This is a genomic window from Pseudomonas sp. OG7, assembly GCF_014192825.1.
Taxonomy (GTDB): Bacteria; Pseudomonadota; Gammaproteobacteria; order Pseudomonadales; family Pseudomonadaceae; genus Aquipseudomonas; species Aquipseudomonas monteilii.
In genome coordinates this window covers 58,713-74,796 of the sequence record NZ_JACHYK010000006.1, presented here as the reverse complement: position 1 = coordinate 74,796, position 16,084 = coordinate 58,713, and the positions used below count along the sequence as shown (strand labels likewise).

Here is a 16,084-nt window from a genome sequence, read left to right as displayed (position 1 = left end):
GGCGATTTGGCAAATGGCTGTCGCGAATCGTGCGCCTGATGTCGGTGGATTCACACGGCGAAGGGCGCTGGCCCGGGGGGCGGGGCCGGGTGCATAGTCACTGTTCGACAACAACAAGGCAGAGGCGGCCATGACCAAGACCCTGCACCACCGTGCCTGTCACCTGTGCGAAGCGATCTGCGGGCTGAACATCGAAGTCAGCCACGAAGACGATGGGCGGGCGCTGATCAGCTCGATCAAAGGCGACCCAGAGGACCCGTTCAGCCGTGGCCATGTCTGCCCCAAGGCCGTGGCCCTGCAAGACATCCAGAACGACCCCGACCGCCTGCGCCAGCCGCACAAGCGGGTGGGGGAGCGCTGGGAGGCCATTGGCTGGGACGAGGCCTTTACCCTGGCCGCCGACAAGCTCTGGGCGATCCAGCAGGCGCACGGGCGCAATGCCGTGGCGGTGTACCAGGGTAACCCGAGCGTGCACAACTATGGCCTGATGACCCACAGCAACTACTTCCTTGGCCTGCTCAAGACGCGCAACCGTTTCTCGGCCACTTCGGTGGACCAGTTGCCACAACATCTGGTCAGCCACCTCATGTATGGCCATGGACTGCTGCTGCCGATCCCGGATATCGACCAGACCGACTTCATGCTGATTCTCGGCGGCAATCCGCTGGCCTCCAACGGCAGCATCATGACCGTGCCAGATGTGGAAAAGCGCCTGAAGGCCTTGCGTGGGCGGGGAGGGCGTCTGGTGGTGGTAGACCCGCGGCGCAGCGAGACGGCGGCCATGGCCGATACCCATCTGTTCATTCGCCCGGGTGGCGATGCGGCCTTTTTGTGTGGCTTGCTCAACACCCTGTTCGAGGAGGGCCTGGCGCAGGGCTCGCACTTGCCGGTCAACGGCCTGCAACAAGTGCGCGAAGCGCTTGCGCCGCTCAGCGCCGAGGCCATGAGCGTGCATTGTGGTATTGCCGCAGCGGATATCCGCCAGCTAGCACGGGATTTCGCCGCTGCAGGCAAGGCCGTGTGTTATGGGCGCATGGGTGTCTCTACCCAAGCCTTCGGTACCCTTTGCCATTGGCTGGTGCAACTGATCAACCTGGTGACCGGCAACCTCGATCGTGAAGGTGGCGCGTTGTGCACGGAGCCTGCCGTCGATCTGGTGGCGACCACCTCGGGTGGCCATTTCAACGCCTGGCAAAGCCGGGTATCGGGTTTGCCCGAGTACGGTGGCGAGCTGCCCGTGGCGGCCCTGGCCGAAGAGATGTTGGCACCAGGCGAAGGGCAGGTTCGCGCGCTGGTGACAGTGGCCGGCAACCCTGTGCTATCCACACCTAACGGTCGCCAGCTGGATGCAGCGCTTGAGGGGCTGGAGTTCATGCTCAGCATCGACCTCTACATCAACGAAACCACCCGGCATGCCGACCTGATCTTGCCGTCCACCAGCGCGCTGGAAAACGACCACTACGACAGCACCTTCAACCTGCTGGCCGTGCGCAACGTCACCCGTTTCAATCGGGCGATCCTGGCCAAGCCGGAAGGCGCGCTGCACGACTGGGAAATCTTCGTCGGCCTGGCGCAGGCGTTTGCCACGCGTGCCGAGCTGGCGTTGAAACCGACCTGGGCCCCGGCGCAGATGATCGACATGGCCCTGCGCAAAGGGCGTTATGGTGAGGCGACGCCATGGAAGCTCTCGCTGGCAACACTGGCCAATCACCCGCACGGGCTCGATCTCGGGCCTTTGCGCAGCAACCTCGCCGGGCGCCTGGCAACTGCCAGCAAGGCTGTCGAAGCAGCCCCCCAAGTGTTGCTGGACGACGTGCAGCGCCTGGCGCAACAGGCGCCTCCGATAGCCGGCGAACTGTTGCTGATTGGCCGCCGACATATACGTAGCAACAACTCCTGGATGCACAATTTCCATCGCCTGGTGAAAGGCAAGCCGCGTCATCAGTTACTGATGCATCCGCAAGACTTGCAGCAGCGGCACCTGCAGGACGGCCAGCGGGTCCGTATCCGCTCGCGCACGGGGGCCCTTGAAGTCGAGGTGCAGGCCTGCGATGACATGATGCCGGGTGTGGTCAGCCTGCCCCATGGCTTCGGCCATGGCCGCCAGGGCGTGCACATGCAGATCGCCCAGGCACAACCCGGCGTGAGTGCCAATGACCTGACCGACGAGCGCTTTCGGGACGCGGTTTCCGGTAACGCTGCACTCAATGGCGTGCCCGTGCAGGTAGAGGCTGCATGAGCAATGGTAAGGCCGAGCACGCCGCTCGGCTTTCCGTTACAATGCGTCACCGTGCCGACGACCGCGTCGGAAAGTTCAGCTGAGGTGCTAGATGGATATCATCGATACGATCAAAGAGCAGATTGCCAACAACACCATTCTGCTTTACATGAAAGGCTCGCCGAATGCCCCGCAGTGCGGGTTCTCGGCCAAGGCATCGCAGGCTGTGATGGGTTGTGGCGAGAAGTTCGCCTACGTCGACATCCTGCAGAACCCGGAAATCCGCGCCAACCTGCCAAAGTACGCCAACTGGCCCACCTTCCCACAGCTGTGGGTAGCCGGTGAGCTGGTCGGCGGCAGCGACATCATGCTGGAAATGTTCGAAAAGGGTGAGCTGCAAACCCTGATCAAGGAAGCGGCTGCCAAGGCCAAGGCTTCCGAAGCCTGATTTTCAGGCAAGCATAAAAAAACCCGCTGATCGCGGGTTTTTTATGCGGTGAAGAATTACTCTTCGCCCATCTGCGACTGCAGGTAATTCTCGATAGTGATCTTGTCGATCAGCCCCAGTTGGGTTTCCAGCCAATCGATGTGCTCTTCCTCGGATTCGAGGATGTCTTCGAGCATGTCACGCGAGCCGAAGTCGCCAGCGGTTTCGCAATGGGCGATGGCTGCCTTGAGGTCGACCAGGCCTTTCTTTTCGAGCTTCAGGTCGCACTCGAGCATTTCCTTGGTGTGCTCGCCGATCATCAGCTTGCCCAGGTCCTGAACGTTCGGGATGCCTTCGAGGAACAGAATACGCTTGATCAGTTTGTCAGCGTGCTTCATCTCGTCGATGGATTCCTTGTACTCGTGCTTGCCGAGTTTGTTCAGGCCCCAATCTTCGTACATGCGTGCGTGCAGGAAGTACTGGTTGATCGCGACCAGCTCGTTTCCGAGGATCTTGTTGAGATGCTGGATGACGCTTACGTCGCCTTTCATTTCGGGTTCCTGCCCTGTAGAAGTGTGCCAATACAGCGAAGTTTGATCCCGATACCGAGGAGTGTCAAACCTAAGTTATTGAATAATAAGTGAAAATTAATAGGAATAAGAATGTTTGTGAACCGCGTTGCGGCGCTAACTTATTGAATTACAGGCATAAAAAAACCGGACATAAGGTCCGGTTCTTTGAAATCTGGGCATTCAGGCTGCGGTAAATTCCACAGGGTAGGGCAGGGCTGCCTGGCTGACCTGAAGCTCGGTCAGGGTCTCGCGGACCACCTGTTTGGCCAGGCAGGCACATTTGCCACACTGGCTCGCGACATTGGTCGCGGCTCGCACTTCCTTGTAACTGCAGCATCCTTCATAGATCGCATCGCGGATCTGTCCGTCGGTAACGCCGAGACAAAGACACACATACATAAGGGCTGACCATCGCGGGTTGAGTCGATGGGGTGGAGCTTAATGTTAATGAGAATGCTTGTCAAAGGACTTTCTGGAAGGGCCGTGCTTGAGCGACCGGCGGTTGCCCGCCTGATGGATTCGGCCTGTCACCAGAAGCCGTGTATGATGGTTGGCCTTTGTTGGATGTCGGGCAAGCCCGTCTGGCCCGGCAAACGGTTTTTCACCCTCATCAGGAGATTACAATGAGCGTACTCGTTGGTAAGAAAGCCCCCGATTTCACCGTTCCGGCCGTGCTGGGCAATGGCGAGATCGTCGACAGCTTCAACCTGGCTTCGGCCATCAAGGGCAAGTACGGCCTGGTGTTCTTCTACCCGCTGGACTTCACCTTCGTCTGCCCGTCCGAGCTGATCGCTCTGGACAACCGCATCCCGGACTTCCAGGCCCGCAACGTTGAAGTGATCGGCGTGTCGATCGACTCGCACTTCACCCACAACGCCTGGCGTAACACCCCGGTCAACAACGGCGGCATCGGCCAGGTGAAGTACACCCTGGCTGCCGACATGACCCACGAAATCTGCAAAGCCTACGACGTCGAGTCCGAAGGCGGCGTGGCTTTCCGTGGCGCCTTCCTGATCGACACCAACGGTGTTGTCCGTTCGCAGATCATCAACGACCTGCCACTGGGCCGTAACATGGACGAGCTGCTGCGCCTGGTTGACGCCCTGCAGTTCCACGAAGAGCACGGCGAAGTTTGCCCTGCCAACTGGAAAAAAGGCGACAAAGGCATGAACGCTTCGCCAGAAGGCGTTGCTGCCTACCTGAGCGAGAACGCCGGCAAGCTGTAATTGCCGCTCGCATAAAAAAAACCGGCCTTCATGGCCGGTTTTTTTATGTCTGGACTTCAGCAGGAGTACGCATACCCCCGTAGGAGCGGCCTTGTGCCGCGAAAGGGCCGCAAAGCGGCCCCAGGATTCCAGATCAATCGTTGAAATCGCGCCAGCCGCCCATCTCTTTCCAGCGGTTGACGATGCCGCAGAACAGCTCAGCCGTCTTCTCGGTGTCATAACGCGCCGAATGCGCCTCACGCCCGTCAAAGTCGATGTCGGCGCTCTGGCAAGCCCGTGCCAGCACGGTCTGCCCATAGGCCAAGCCCGCCAAGGTCGCAGTGTCAAAGCTGGAGAACGGGTGGAACGGGTTGCGCTTCAGGTCGTTGCGCGCTACCGCTGCATTGAGGAAGCCCAGGTCGAAGCTGCTGTTATGGCCGACCAGGATCGCCCGCTTGCAGCCATTGGCCTTGAGCGCCTTGCGCACGCCACGGAAGATGTCGGTCAGCGCGCTTTCCTCGCTGACGGCCATGCGCAGCGGGTGGTCCAGCTTGATACCGGTGAACTCCAACGCCGCAGCTTCGATATTGGCACCCTCGAACGGCTCGACCCGGTGGAAGTAGGTGTGCTCGGGGAACAGGAAGCCTTTCTCGTCCATGCCGATGGTGACGGCGGCAATTTCCAGCAGGGCATCGGTGGCGCTGTTGAAACCACCGGTTTCCACATCCACCACGACCGGGAGGTAGCCACGGAAGCGCTCGGCCATCGGGTGGCGAGAGCCGCTGCTGCCCTGGGAGTCCAGGTCGTCTTCGTAGAGGTCTTCGCTCACGCGTTGTCCTCCAGCAGGCGCCAGCGCAGTTTTTCGCCAGCGCGCAGCGGGACTACCGTCTGCTCGCCAAACGGCAGGCTGTCCGGGGCGGTCCATTCTTCGCGGACCAGGGTAATGGTGTCGGTGTTTGCCGGCAGGCCATAGAAAGCCGGGCCGTGCAGGCTGGCAAAGCCTTCAAGCTTGTCCAGTGCGTTACGTTGTTCGAACGCTTCGGCGTACATCTCGATGGCCGCATAGGCAGTGTAGCAACCGGCGCAACCGCAGGCGGCTTCCTTCGCGTGACGGGCGTGAGGTGCCGAATCTGTGCCGAGGAAGAACTTCGGGTTGCCGCTGGTGGCCGCATCCAGCAGCGCCACCTGGTGGGTGTTGCGCTTGAGTATCGGCAGGCAGTAGAAGTGCGGGCGAATGCCGCCAACCAGCATGTGGTTGCGGTTGTACAGCAGGTGCTGAGCGGTGATGGTCGCGCCAACGTTGGCCGGGGCCTCGGTGACGAACTGCGCGGCATCGCCGGTGGTGATGTGTTCGAACACCACTTTCAACGTAGGGAAGCGCTCGACCAGACGGCGCATGTGCTCGTCGATGAAGCGCTTCTCGCGGTCGAACACGTCGATTTCGCTACGGGTCACTTCGCCATGCACCAGCAGGGGCATGCCAACTTCCGCCAGTGCTTCGATGGCCGGGAAGATGTTGTCGATGCTGGTCACGCCCGAGTCGGAGTTGGTGGTGGCGCCGGCCGGGTACAGTTTGGCAGCGTACACGATCCCGCTGGCCTTGGCCGCGCGGACGTCCTCGGGGCTGGTACGGTCGGTGAGGTACAGCACCATCAGCGGCTCGAAGCGGCTACCGGCCGGGCGCGCGGCAAGGATGCGCTCACGGTAGGCGCCAGCCTCGGCGGCATTGCGCACCGGAGGAACCAGGTTTGGCATGATGATGGCACGGGCGAAAGTACGCGCCACGTCGCCAACGGTGTGGGGCAGGACGGCACCATCGCGCAGATGGATGTGCCAGTCGTCGGGGCGCAGGAGGGTCAGGCGATCGGACATTGGGGATTCCAGGCGGGTCGAACTCAAGCCCCAATGCTACCGGAAAACCCTGGGTCGAGCACGGCTATCAAGTTTTCCAGCCAGCGTCCGATAGCCTGCAGGTAAGCCGTCAGAATTTGTGGAGCCGCCCGTGCGCCAGCGTTACCTAGCCCTGTTGACCCTGTTCGCCTGCCTGCCGGCCGGTGCACTGACTTTCCAGACGCGCATGGAGAACATCGCCTGGAAGGTCGAGGGTGACCAGTTCGAGTGCCGCCTGATCCAGCCGATCGAAGGTTTCGGCAGCGGGGAGTTCGTGCGCCGGGCGGGTGAGCAGCCGGTGTTCCAGTTGCGCTCGGACAGCAACGTACTGGGTGCAGGCACCGCCAGCCTGCTGGCAGCGGCGGCCCCATGGCAACCCGGGCGCGGTGACATCAACCTGGGCAGTGTGCGCATGGCCCGCACCGGTGTGTTGTTCAGCTCGTCCCAAGGCCAGGCCAGCCGCCTGATCAATGGCCTGCTCGACGGGCGCAGCACGGTGGTGCGCAACTATGCCGGTGAGGCGGGCAGGCCGATGGAGGTGCGGGTGTTGCCGGTCAGCTTTGCCAAGGCTTACAGCGACTATCAGGCCTGCGCGGGCAAGCTGCTTGCGATGAACTATGACCAGGTGCGTCAGACCCAGGTGGGCTTCCCGGGGGGCGGCATTGAACTGGATGAAGCCGCCAAGGCGCGTCTGGACCTGATCCTTGACTACATGAAAGCCGACCCGACGGTTAACCACATCGAGCTCGACGGCCATTCGGACAATAGCGGCAACCGCCTGACCAACCGCGACCTGTCGCGCCGTCGGGCATTGTCGGTGGCTGATTACTTCAAGGCCCATGGCTTGAAGGAAGAGCAGATCATCGTGCGCTTCCATGGTGAGCAGTACCCGGTGGCGAAAAACAATAGCCCTGCCAACCGGGCGCGCAACCGGCGAGTGAATATCGAACTGGGTCGGGTTGCGGTGGTTGAGAAGCCGGTGGAGAAGCGGGTTGAGAAACCCGCCGAAACAGCCCCTGAGCCAACGGCCCCTGCGTCAGCGGCCAAGTAAACCGCGCGTTTCCTGGGCATAAGAGTGTGCTCGATCTCCAGAGTTTGCGCGGCCTCTGTGGGAGCGGGTTCGGTGTCATGCTCAGTAGCGCCGTCGCCCTTCCGACAGTTCCTGTCGCTTTGTCGTCAGAAGCTGTCGCGCCACTGTAATTTTATCTGCAAGGCCGTTAGAATCGATCCCTTTCCGTACAACCCCGTGGAGTGATGGCATGGCGGACGTAAAAAAGGTCGTACTGGCGTATTCCGGCGGCCTTGATACTTCGGTGATTCTCAAGTGGCTGCAGGATACCTACAACTGCGAAGTGGTGACCTTCACCGCTGACCTGGGTCAGGGCGAAGAGGTCGAGCCGGCCCGTGCCAAGGCTCAGGCAATGGGCGTTAAAGAGATCTACATCGACGACCTGCGCGAAGAGTTCGTGCGTGATTTCGTGTTCCCGATGTTCCGCGCCAACACCGTCTACGAAGGCGAGTACCTGCTGGGTACTTCCATCGCCCGTCCGCTGATCGCCAAGCGCCTGATCGAAATCGCCAACGAAACCGGTGCTGACGCCATTTCCCACGGCGCCACCGGCAAAGGCAACGACCAGGTTCGTTTCGAGCTGGGTGCCTATGCCCTCAAGCCTGGTGTCAAGGTCATCGCCCCGTGGCGTGAGTGGGACCTGCTGTCCCGCGAGAAGCTGATGGACTACGCCGAAAAGCACGGCATCCCGATCGAGCGCCACGGCAAGAAGAAGTCGCCGTACTCGATGGACGCCAACCTGCTGCACATCTCCTACGAAGGCGGTGTCCTGGAAGATACCTGGACCGAGCACGAAGAAGACATGTGGCGCTGGAGCGTCTCGCCTGAGAACGCCCCGGACCAGGCGACCTACATCGAGCTGACCTACCGCAACGGCGACATCGTTGCCATTGACGGCGTCGAGAAAACCCCGGCCACCGTCCTGGCCGACCTGAACCGTATCGGTGGTGCCAACGGCATCGGCCGCCTCGACATCGTGGAAAACCGTTACGTCGGCATGAAGTCGCGTGGCTGCTACGAGACCCCAGGCGGCACCATCATGCTCAAGGCCCACCGTGCCATCGAGTCGATCACCCTGGACCGCGAAGTCGCTCACCTGAAAGATGAGCTGATGCCGAAGTACGCCAGCCTGATCTACACCGGCTACTGGTGGAGCCCGGAGCGTCTGATGCTGCAGCAGATGATCGACGCTTCCCAGGTCAACGTGAACGGTGTCGTGCGCCTGAAGCTGTACAAGGGCAACGTTACCGTGGTTGGCCGCAAGTCGGACGATTCGCTGTTCGATGCCAACATCGCGACCTTCGAGGAAGATGGCGGCGCCTACAACCAGGCCGATGCTGCAGGCTTCATCAAGTTGAACGCACTGCGCATGCGCATTGCCGCCAACAAGGGCCGTTCGATGCTCTGACTGCGCGCTTGTGCAATGAAAACCCCGGCTTAAGCCGGGGTTTTTTTTGGGGGTGCAGAAAGTCAGGGTATTCAACTGTGTTGGCTCAAAATATCGGCCTCGAGTGCACTGATCGACAGCTGCGCACATTGACGTTTGTCCAGGTTGCAAAAGCGCCATATTCGGGGCGGCACGGGCGGTTGGGCAAGTACATGCAGGAGTTGTTGTTCCATCATTCGATAGGCGTCGGGGCCGGAAAACATGAACGTGACAGGCTCGCCTTGCGCCGCCTCAGGGGCATCACTGATGACACTGTTCACAGCTGGCGTTTTGTCGTGTGCCATCTTGTTCGGTGGCGGGCTGTAGAATGACTTGTAATTAAAGTTGAGCGTGAGAAAAAAAAGTGCCGTCAGAAAGAACGGAAAGCCTACCAGGAACCAGGTGTAGAGCTTCTGGCTGGACTCGCTGAGAAAAGGCAGTGTGGCAAGGGCGGAGGCTTCGATAATCCCCGCGAAGATGGCAATGATCGTCAGCGGGGCAACAGGTTGTGCTTGGGTCATGTGGGCCATCTCCAGCGGTTTTGCCCATCATTACCTTACTGCGGTACTCAACTAAAGACTGGATTGTTTTCCAGGTGAGGAATAATCGACATAAAGCCACTCGGCTTAGTTTTTTCAGCGCGTTTGAGTTGGACGTTTCGCCAGCAGATGTTCAGTTTTCAACTGGTGCGTTTTTGCAGGCGGGTGATACCGTTGTTTTGGTACTAAGGAACGCGTTTGTTACAACCTTGGTCATGAAGTGTAGGAAATTTCTGTAAGTGTTGTAAGTTTTGTCTGTCCATGAGTTTCGTCAGTAAATCGCCGCGCCAGCAAGCGTCCTGTCGGTTATCGTGGCGTGCCAAAGCAAAACAATGAATGAATGGATATCGCATGAATAAAGTGCTTATCGTGGATGATCATCCGGTCATACGCCTGGCCGTACGCATGCTGATGGAGCGGCATGGGTATGACGTCGTGGCAGAGACCGATAATGGGGTGGCTGCGCTGCAGCTTACTCGGCAACACCTGCCGGATATCGTGGTGCTGGATATCGGGATCCCGAAACTGGATGGCCTGGAGGTGATCGCCCGCATGACGACGTTCAGCCCGGCTAGCAAGGTGCTGGTGCTGACATCGCAGGCCCCTGGCAACTTCTCGATGCGTTGCATGCAGGCGGGCGCTGCGGGTTACGTGTGCAAGCAGCAGGAACTTACCGAGTTGTTGAGCGCCATCAAGGCGGTGTTGTCGGGTTACAGCTACTTTCCCAATCAGGCCTTGCACGCGTCACGTGGCAGGGGGGCGGGAAGCGAGGTGGACATGGTCAACCGCCTCTCCGCGCGTGAAATGACGGTGCTGCAACAACTGGCGCGAGGGCGTTCGAACAAGGAGATTGCCGACAGCATGTACCTCAGCAACAAGACGGTCAGTACCTACAAGTCGCGGCTGCTGCTCAAGCTCAATGCACGGTCGCTGGTCGACCTGATCGAGTTGGCGCAGCGGCAAGGACTGAACTGACCGCCAAGCCTTGAAGCCTCCAGTCAGGAGGCTTCGCCAAGGCTACAGGTCCGGCTTTACAAGTCGTAGTCGAAATCGGCCAACTGCTTTTGCAGGCGCCGTTCTTCCAGCATGTTATCGATGGTGCGGCGTTTGCTCAGGTTGGTCTTTGCAGGTTCCACATGGGGCTCCGCGTCATCGTCTGCGGCAACAAAATCATCTTCGATCGACAGGTCGTCTTTATCGGTACTCATGAGTCGCTCCAAGCCAAGGGGCCATTGGCCGTCCTTATAACCAGAAAGCAGGCGCCGGTAAAAAAGATTTTTTCAATCGTAGTGAGGGGTTTCCAGCTATCGCCTCAATCGTCGGAGGTTTTGTGCTTGTACTCGCACAAATCTTCGATCCTGCAACTGCCGCACCTTGGCTTGCGCGCCTGGCACACGTAGCGCCCGTGCAGGATCAGCCAGTGGTGGGCATCGAGCAGGTAATCTTTTGGCACGAACTTGACCAGTTTCTTTTCCACTTCCAGCACCGTTTTGCCAGGGGCAATACCCGTGCGGTTGCTCACCCGGAAAATGTGGGTGTCCACCGCCATGGTCGGCTGGCGGAACGCTGTGTTGAGCACCACGTTGGCGGTCTTGCGGCCCACGCCGGGCAGCGCCTCCAAGGCTTCGCGGGTTTGTGGCACCTGGCTGCCGTGACGTTCGATCAGCAGCCGGCAGGCCTCTATGACATTCTTGGCCTTGCTGTTGTATAGCCCGATGGTCTTGATGTACTCGCTAAGGCCTTCAACGCCCAAGGCATAGATGGCCTCGGGCGTATTGGCGACGGGGAACAGGCGGGCAGTGGCCTTGTTGACGCCGACGTCTGTGGATTGCGCGGACAGTGTCACGGCGACCAGCAGCTCGAACGGGGTGGTGTAGGCCAGTTCTGTCTTCGGGTCTGGATTGTCTTCGTGCAGCCTGCGAAAAATCTCCAGGCGTTTGGCGGCATTCATGAATTCAGAGCTTTCCTTGACGACGTGGGTGGGCAGGGCCCGGACGCAAGCGATTGTACAAGGCCAGCAGCAGTCCGAGCAGTAGCAGGGCGCCCGGGGCCAGGCTGGCCACGTGCAGGTCGGCAACGTTGGCCAGCCATTGGCGGCTGGCGCCGAGCACCAGGCAGAGGGCAAATACCGCACTGAAATACCTGGCGAGCATGCGCCAGCGGCCTTGATCGGGCAGCAGATGATCGCTGGCCAGGCACTGCAGGCAAAGCAGGGCGGGATAATGGCCCAGGGCAAGTGCCAAAGGCAGCGACCCTGCGCGCAGGGCCATTTGCAGGCAACTGGCCAAGGCTGCCAGCATCAGCAAGCTGGCTAGCACATAGGCCCAGCTGGCCAGGCGCTGGCGCAGCGGCGTCAGCAAAAGCTGATGCAGGCTGCCCATCACTACTGCGCACAGGCCAATGGCGATGCCCTCATGCAGTGTTCGGGTAGCGCCCAGCAGGGGCGTCAGGCTTACGGCCAGCAGGCAGAACCTATTCATGTGCTGCACCCTCCAGCAGTACGCTGCGCTGCTCATCGAAATAGCTCAGCGCCTCTTGCAGCGCGGTGATCACCGCCCGTGAGGTCACGGTCGCGCCGGCCAGTTGGTCAAAGTCACCCTGGTCTCGCTTCAGCGCCCAATGGTCGCCCTGATGGCGGTTGTCGAATTGCCCCAGCCAGTGCAACTGCGGGTCGCCCAGGCGTGCGCCCAGACCGGGGCTTTCCTGTTGCTCCATGACCTGGCTGCCGATCAGGCGGCCGTCTGTGGCGATGGCCACGCTCAGTACGATTGGCCCGGCATAACCTTGAGTTTGAGTGACCAGCACGATCGCGCTTGGTTTGCCCGCCATCGTGGCACGGTAAGCCGCGAGGATGCGGCTGTTGGGCCGCTGCGCCTCGGGCTTCGCGAGCGGGCTGTCCAACGGTTGGTTGTCATACCTGCCCTCGGGCAGCACGGCCAGCCGTTGACGGCTTTGCAGTTGCTTCTCGGCACCGGTGATGGCTGGGCCGGTCAAGTGCCGCCATGCCAGCGTGGCAGACACTGCCAATACCCCAATCAGCACCAGCAAGCTCACATCATGCGTCAGGCGTTTCATCGGGCGGCCTGTTGGGGCTGTGCCGTAAGGCGTTCAAGCGTTGGAGCCATGAGGTTCATCAGCAGGACGGCGAACGCGGTGCCATCCGGGTAGCTGCCCCAGGTGCGAATCAGGTAGATGAGTAGGCCGGCACCCAGGCCGAAGTACAGCCTGGCCCGTTCGTTCCTGGGCCCCGACACCGGCTCGGTGGCGATGAAAAAGGCCGCCAGCATGGTCGAGCCGGAGAACAGGTGCAGCAAGGGCGAGCCGTTGGAGTCCGACCCAGAGCCGTTCCAGCCCAGCAGGCTGAACACGAACAGCCCTGTCAGCAGGCCCAGTGGTGCATGCCAGCTGATCACGTTGCGCTGCAATAGGAACAGGCCGCCGAGCAGGAATGCCAGGTTGACCCATTCGCTGCCGCGCCCGCCGATGTTGCCGAAGCCTGGATGGCTGGCAAACAGCTCCTCGATGGTCAGGCTGCGGTTGTGGCGCAGGCCGTCGAGCAACGTTGGCCGGGCCCAGGCGTCGATCTGTTCGCCTCCGGTGAATACCTGCTGCAAACTGTCGAGCAGGCCTGGGGGTTGCCCCGGCCAATGGTTCATCTGCAACGGGAAGCTCAGCAGCACGAAGGCATAACCGACCATGGCCGGGTTGAACGGGTTGCGTCCGACGCCGCCAAAAGCCTGTTTACCGAAACCGATGGCAACGCTTGCCGCGACCACCGGCAACCACCACGGGGCCAGGGTGGGCAGGGCGGCCGCCAGCAGCACGGCGGTTACCAGTGCGCTGCCGTCGCCTAGCGCTGTGCTCAGCGTTTGGCCGCGCAACGCCAGCAGCACAGCTTCGCACAGCAATGCGGCGGTGGCACTTAGCAACAGGTTCAGCAGCATGCCCCAGCCATGCAACCACAACAACGCCAGCAGTCCAGGCAAACAGGCCAGCAGGACCAGGCCCATACTGGTGCGCAGTCGCGGATCGGGCTGGCTGATCATTGTCCGAACATGCCGTTAAAGCCGGAAAATGCCATGGCCATCACCCCGGCGCCGATCAACTCGAGTGGCAGGCCGCGCAGTGCGCCGGGGATATCGGCATGGGCAATGCGCTGGCGCAAATCGGCGAACAATACCAGAGCCAGCCAGAAGCCGCCGCCCGCCAGTAAACCTTGCAGCAGCGTCGAGGGCCAGGTGCTGTCATCGCCTGCCTGCTGCAGGGCGAGCCCCAGCACTGTGGCATTGCTCGACAGCAGCGCTGGCAACCCGACTACGGGCCAGGCCGGGCGCCACTTGGTCATTAGCCAAGGCAAGCCCCAGGCGAGCAGTGCCAGCCAGGGCAATAACAGGAACAGGGCAAGGTCGGGGATGTGCAGCGGGGCAAGTACCCCCCGCATCAGCAATTGCGCGCCGATCGTGCCCAATGCAATGCACACGGCGCAGGCCAGGCCATGCACATGCAGGTTCAGCCGGGGGATTGGCTGCTGCGACAGGCACAGGTGATTGATCAGCGCGGCGCCGATCAGGACCAGAAGGTAATCGCTCATGAGATGACGATAGCCGGGAATGCGGGTGATTGTCCGGTAATCAAGGCGCAGAAGAAACTGCCCCGGCACGAGGGCCGGGGCAGGGGGTGTTACTTGATGCGCTGGCCTGGCTTGGCGCCGCTGTCCGGGCTCAGCAGGTAGATTTCTTCACCACCAGGGCCGGCAGCCATGACCATGCCCTCGGATACGCCAAAACGCATCTTCCGGGGCTTGAGGTTGGCGACCATCATGGTCAGGCGGCCTTCCAGTTTGGACGGGTCGGGGTAGGCCGACTTGATACCGGAGAACACGTTGCGGCGCTCGTCACCGATGTCCAGGGTGAGTTGCAGCAGTTTGTCGGCACCCGGCACGGCTTCGGCTTTGACGATCAGCGCCACGCGCAGGTCGACGGCAGCGAAGGTGTCGAACTCGATTTCTGCCGACAGCGGGTCCTTGGTCAGTTCGCCGTTGCCGGCCGGGGCCTTGGCTTCGGCGGCCAGCAGGTCTTCCTTGCTGGCGGCGACCATGGCTTCGACCTTGGCCGGTTCGATGCGGCTCATCAGGGCCTTGAACGGGTTCAGTTTATGGTTTTCCAGGCGCGACAGGTGGTCGTTCCAGGCCAGCGGGGCAACGTTGAGGAAAGCCTCGGCGTCTGCTGCCAGCACCGGCAGTACCGGCTTGAGGAAAATCACCAGCTGGCGGAACAGGTTGATGCCCTGGGCACAAATGGCCTGCACTTCATCCTGTTTGCCTTCCTGCTTGGCCAGCGACCACGGTGCCTTGTCGGCGATCCAGGCGTTGGCGCGGTCGGCCAGTGCCATGATTTCACGCATGGCGCGGCCAAAGTCACGGGCTTCATAGGCTTCAGCGATGGACGGAGCGGCAGCCAGGAAGGCGTCGGTCAGCTCAGGCGCGGCATCACCGCTTACCATCACGCCTTCGTTGCCTTTGTGGATGAAGCCGGCGCAGCGGCTGGCAATGTTCACGACCTTGCCCACCAGGTCGGAGTTGACCTTCTGCACGAAGTCTTCCAGGTTCAGGTCCAGGTCGTCGACGCCACGCCCCAGCTTGGCTGCGTAGTAGTAACGCAGGTATTCCGGCTGCAGGTGATCGAGGTAGGTACGGGCCTTGATGAAGGTGCCGCGTGATTTGGACATCTTCGCGCCGTTGACGGTCAGGTAGCCATGCACGTTGACGGCAGTCGGCTTGCGGAAGCCGGCACCTTCGAGCATGGCTGGCCAGAACAGGGCGTGGAAGTTGACGATGTCCTTGCCGATGAAGTGGTACAGCTCGGCCTTGGAGCCTTCGTTCCAGAACGCATCGAAGTCCAGTTCCGGGCGGCGTGCGCAGAGGTTCTTGAAGCTGGCCATGTAGCCGATTGGCGCGTCCAGCCACACGTAGAAGTATTTACCCGGTTCACCCGGGATTTCGAAGCCGAAGTACGGTGCATCGCGGGAGATATCCCACTCCTGCAAGCCGGAATCCAGCCATTCGGCCAGTTTGTTGGCTACCGCGTCCTGCAGGGTGCCGCTGCGGGTCCACTGCTGCAGCATGGCCTGGAAGTCTGGCAGCTTGAAGAAGAAGTGCTGGGAGTCACGCAGCACCGGGGTAGCGCCGGAGATCGCCGACTTGGGGTTCTTCAGCTCGGTAGGCGCGTAGGTGGCACCGCATTTTTCGCAGTTGTCGCCGTACTGGTCTTCCGCCGCGCACTTGGGGCAGGTGCCCTTGATGAAGCGGTCGGCCAGGAACATGCCCTTTTCCGGGTCGAAGTACTGGGTTACCGAACGGGTAGCGATGTGCCCGGCTTCACGCAGGCGCGTGTAGATCAGGCCCGACAGCTCGCGGTTCTCTTCGCTGTGGGTAGAGTGGAAGTTGTCGAAATCCACCAGGAAGTCGGCGAAGTCGCTGCTGTGCTCGGCCTGGACGTTGGCGATCAGTTGCTCCGGGGTGATGCCTTCCTTTTCGGCGCGCAGCATGATGGCCGAGCCGTGGGCGTCGTCGGCGCAGACATAGATGCACTGGTTGCCACGCATTTTCTGGAAGCGGACCCACATGTCTGTCTGGATGTACTCGAGCATATGGCCTAGATGGATGGAACCATTGGCATAGGGCAGGGCGCTGGTGACGAGAATCTGACGTGGCTCGGACATGGTGGCTCGGCTACTTAT

At 61.0% G+C, this 16,084-nt stretch carries 18 protein-coding genes; 6 read left to right on the top strand and 12 right to left on the bottom strand.

Features of this window, described 5'->3' with window-relative positions:
• Positions 1 to 130: 130 nt before the first annotated feature.
• Positions 131 to 2,239, top strand: coding sequence for a molybdopterin oxidoreductase family protein (locus FHW75_RS15890; RefSeq protein ID WP_027609169.1), 2,109 nt, complete (start codon positions 131 to 133; stop codon positions 2,237 to 2,239).
• A gap of 91 nt (positions 2,240 to 2,330) precedes the next feature.
• Positions 2,331 to 2,666, top strand: coding sequence for a Grx4 family monothiol glutaredoxin (gene grxD, locus FHW75_RS15885; RefSeq protein WP_016713741.1), 336 nt, complete (start codon positions 2,331 to 2,333; stop codon positions 2,664 to 2,666).
• A gap of 56 nt (positions 2,667 to 2,722) precedes the next feature.
• Here grxD and bfr read toward each other — a convergent pair whose 3' ends face one another.
• Both bfr and FHW75_RS15875 read right to left on the bottom strand, forming a co-directional pair.
• Positions 2,723 to 3,196: a bacterioferritin gene (bfr, locus tag FHW75_RS15880; protein ID WP_019096555.1), complete on the bottom strand. Its 474-nt coding sequence runs from the start codon at positions 3,194 to 3,196 to the stop codon at positions 2,723 to 2,725.
• A 201-nt stretch (positions 3,197 to 3,397) separates the two neighbouring features.
• Entirely contained in the window at positions 3,398 to 3,616 is a 219-nt protein-coding gene (locus FHW75_RS15875; protein WP_016713743.1) for a bacterioferritin-associated ferredoxin, read from the bottom strand.
• 224 nt (positions 3,617 to 3,840) lie between these two features.
• Between FHW75_RS15875 and FHW75_RS15870 the strand changes: the two genes are divergently transcribed.
• On the top strand, positions 3,841 to 4,443 hold the full coding sequence (locus FHW75_RS15870) for a peroxiredoxin (RefSeq protein WP_012273884.1): 603 nt from the start codon (positions 3,841 to 3,843) through the stop codon (positions 4,441 to 4,443).
• A gap of 133 nt (positions 4,444 to 4,576) precedes the next feature.
• Here the strand turns inward: FHW75_RS15870 and rnt are convergent, their stop codons facing one another.
• Entirely contained in the window at positions 4,577 to 5,188 is a 612-nt protein-coding gene (gene rnt / locus FHW75_RS15865) for a ribonuclease T (protein ID WP_225917480.1), read from the bottom strand.
• A 59-nt stretch (positions 5,189 to 5,247) separates the two neighbouring features.
• Entirely contained in the window at positions 5,248 to 6,294 is a 1,047-nt protein-coding gene (pyrC, locus tag FHW75_RS15860; protein ID WP_183674071.1) for a dihydroorotase, read from the bottom strand.
• Between the two features lie 130 nt (positions 6,295 to 6,424).
• On the opposite strand from pyrC, the gene FHW75_RS15855 reads away from it, so the two are divergent.
• Complete coding sequence (locus FHW75_RS15855) at positions 6,425 to 7,363, top strand: OmpA family protein (protein WP_025754570.1); 939 nt, start codon at positions 6,425 to 6,427, stop codon at positions 7,361 to 7,363.
• Positions 7,364 to 7,571: 208 nt separating this feature from the next.
• Positions 7,572 to 8,789, top strand: coding sequence for an argininosuccinate synthase (locus tag FHW75_RS15850; protein ID WP_016713748.1), 1,218 nt, complete (start codon positions 7,572 to 7,574; stop codon positions 8,787 to 8,789).
• A gap of 71 nt (positions 8,790 to 8,860) precedes the next feature.
• Here FHW75_RS15850 and FHW75_RS15845 read toward each other — a convergent pair whose 3' ends face one another.
• Positions 8,861 to 9,328, bottom strand: a complete 468-nt coding sequence (locus tag FHW75_RS15845; RefSeq protein ID WP_025754568.1) for a hypothetical protein — start codon at positions 9,326 to 9,328, stop codon at positions 8,861 to 8,863.
• Positions 9,329 to 9,697: 369 nt separating this feature from the next.
• Here FHW75_RS15845 and FHW75_RS15840 point away from each other — a divergent pair, with 369 nt between their 5' ends.
• Positions 9,698 to 10,321 (top strand): response regulator transcription factor, encoded by a 624-nt coding sequence (locus FHW75_RS15840; protein WP_019096559.1) that lies wholly within the window; start codon positions 9,698 to 9,700, stop codon positions 10,319 to 10,321.
• A 56-nt stretch (positions 10,322 to 10,377) separates the two neighbouring features.
• Here the strand turns inward: FHW75_RS15840 and FHW75_RS15835 are convergent, their stop codons facing one another.
• The 7 genes from FHW75_RS15835 to metG all read right to left on the bottom strand — a co-directional run bounded on the left by FHW75_RS15835 (position 10,378) and on the right by metG (position 16,066).
• On the bottom strand, positions 10,378 to 10,554 hold the full coding sequence (locus tag FHW75_RS15835; RefSeq protein ID WP_019096560.1) for a PA3496 family putative envelope integrity protein: 177 nt from the start codon (positions 10,552 to 10,554) through the stop codon (positions 10,378 to 10,380).
• A 104-nt stretch (positions 10,555 to 10,658) separates the two neighbouring features.
• Entirely contained in the window at positions 10,659 to 11,297 is a 639-nt protein-coding gene (gene nth / locus FHW75_RS15830; protein ID WP_009684568.1) for an endonuclease III, read from the bottom strand.
• A gap of 4 nt (positions 11,298 to 11,301) precedes the next feature.
• A complete protein-coding gene (locus FHW75_RS15825; RefSeq protein WP_019096561.1) occupies positions 11,302 to 11,826 on the bottom strand; it encodes an Rnf-Nqr domain containing protein in 525 nt (174 codons plus the stop codon).
• Positions 11,819 to 12,421 (bottom strand): RnfABCDGE type electron transport complex subunit G, encoded by a 603-nt coding sequence (locus FHW75_RS15820; protein WP_183674069.1) that lies wholly within the window; start codon positions 12,419 to 12,421, stop codon positions 11,819 to 11,821. Before FHW75_RS15820 ends, FHW75_RS15825 begins: the two co-directional genes overlap by 8 nt.
• The gene (locus FHW75_RS15815; RefSeq protein WP_019096562.1) at positions 12,418 to 13,392 is read right to left on the bottom strand and encodes an RnfABCDGE type electron transport complex subunit D; all 975 of its coding nucleotides are present in this window, start codon (positions 13,390 to 13,392) and stop codon (positions 12,418 to 12,420) included. The genes FHW75_RS15820 and FHW75_RS15815 overlap by 4 nt, the downstream gene beginning before the upstream one ends.
• A complete protein-coding gene (locus FHW75_RS15810) occupies positions 13,389 to 13,937 on the bottom strand; it encodes an Rnf-Nqr domain containing protein (RefSeq protein WP_019096563.1) in 549 nt (182 codons plus the stop codon). Before FHW75_RS15810 ends, FHW75_RS15815 begins: the two co-directional genes overlap by 4 nt.
• Positions 13,938 to 14,026: 89 nt before the next feature.
• On the bottom strand, positions 14,027 to 16,066 hold the full coding sequence (gene metG / locus FHW75_RS15805; protein WP_019096564.1) for a methionine--tRNA ligase: 2,040 nt from the start codon (positions 16,064 to 16,066) through the stop codon (positions 14,027 to 14,029).
• Between the last annotated feature and the right edge of the window lie 18 nt (positions 16,067 to 16,084).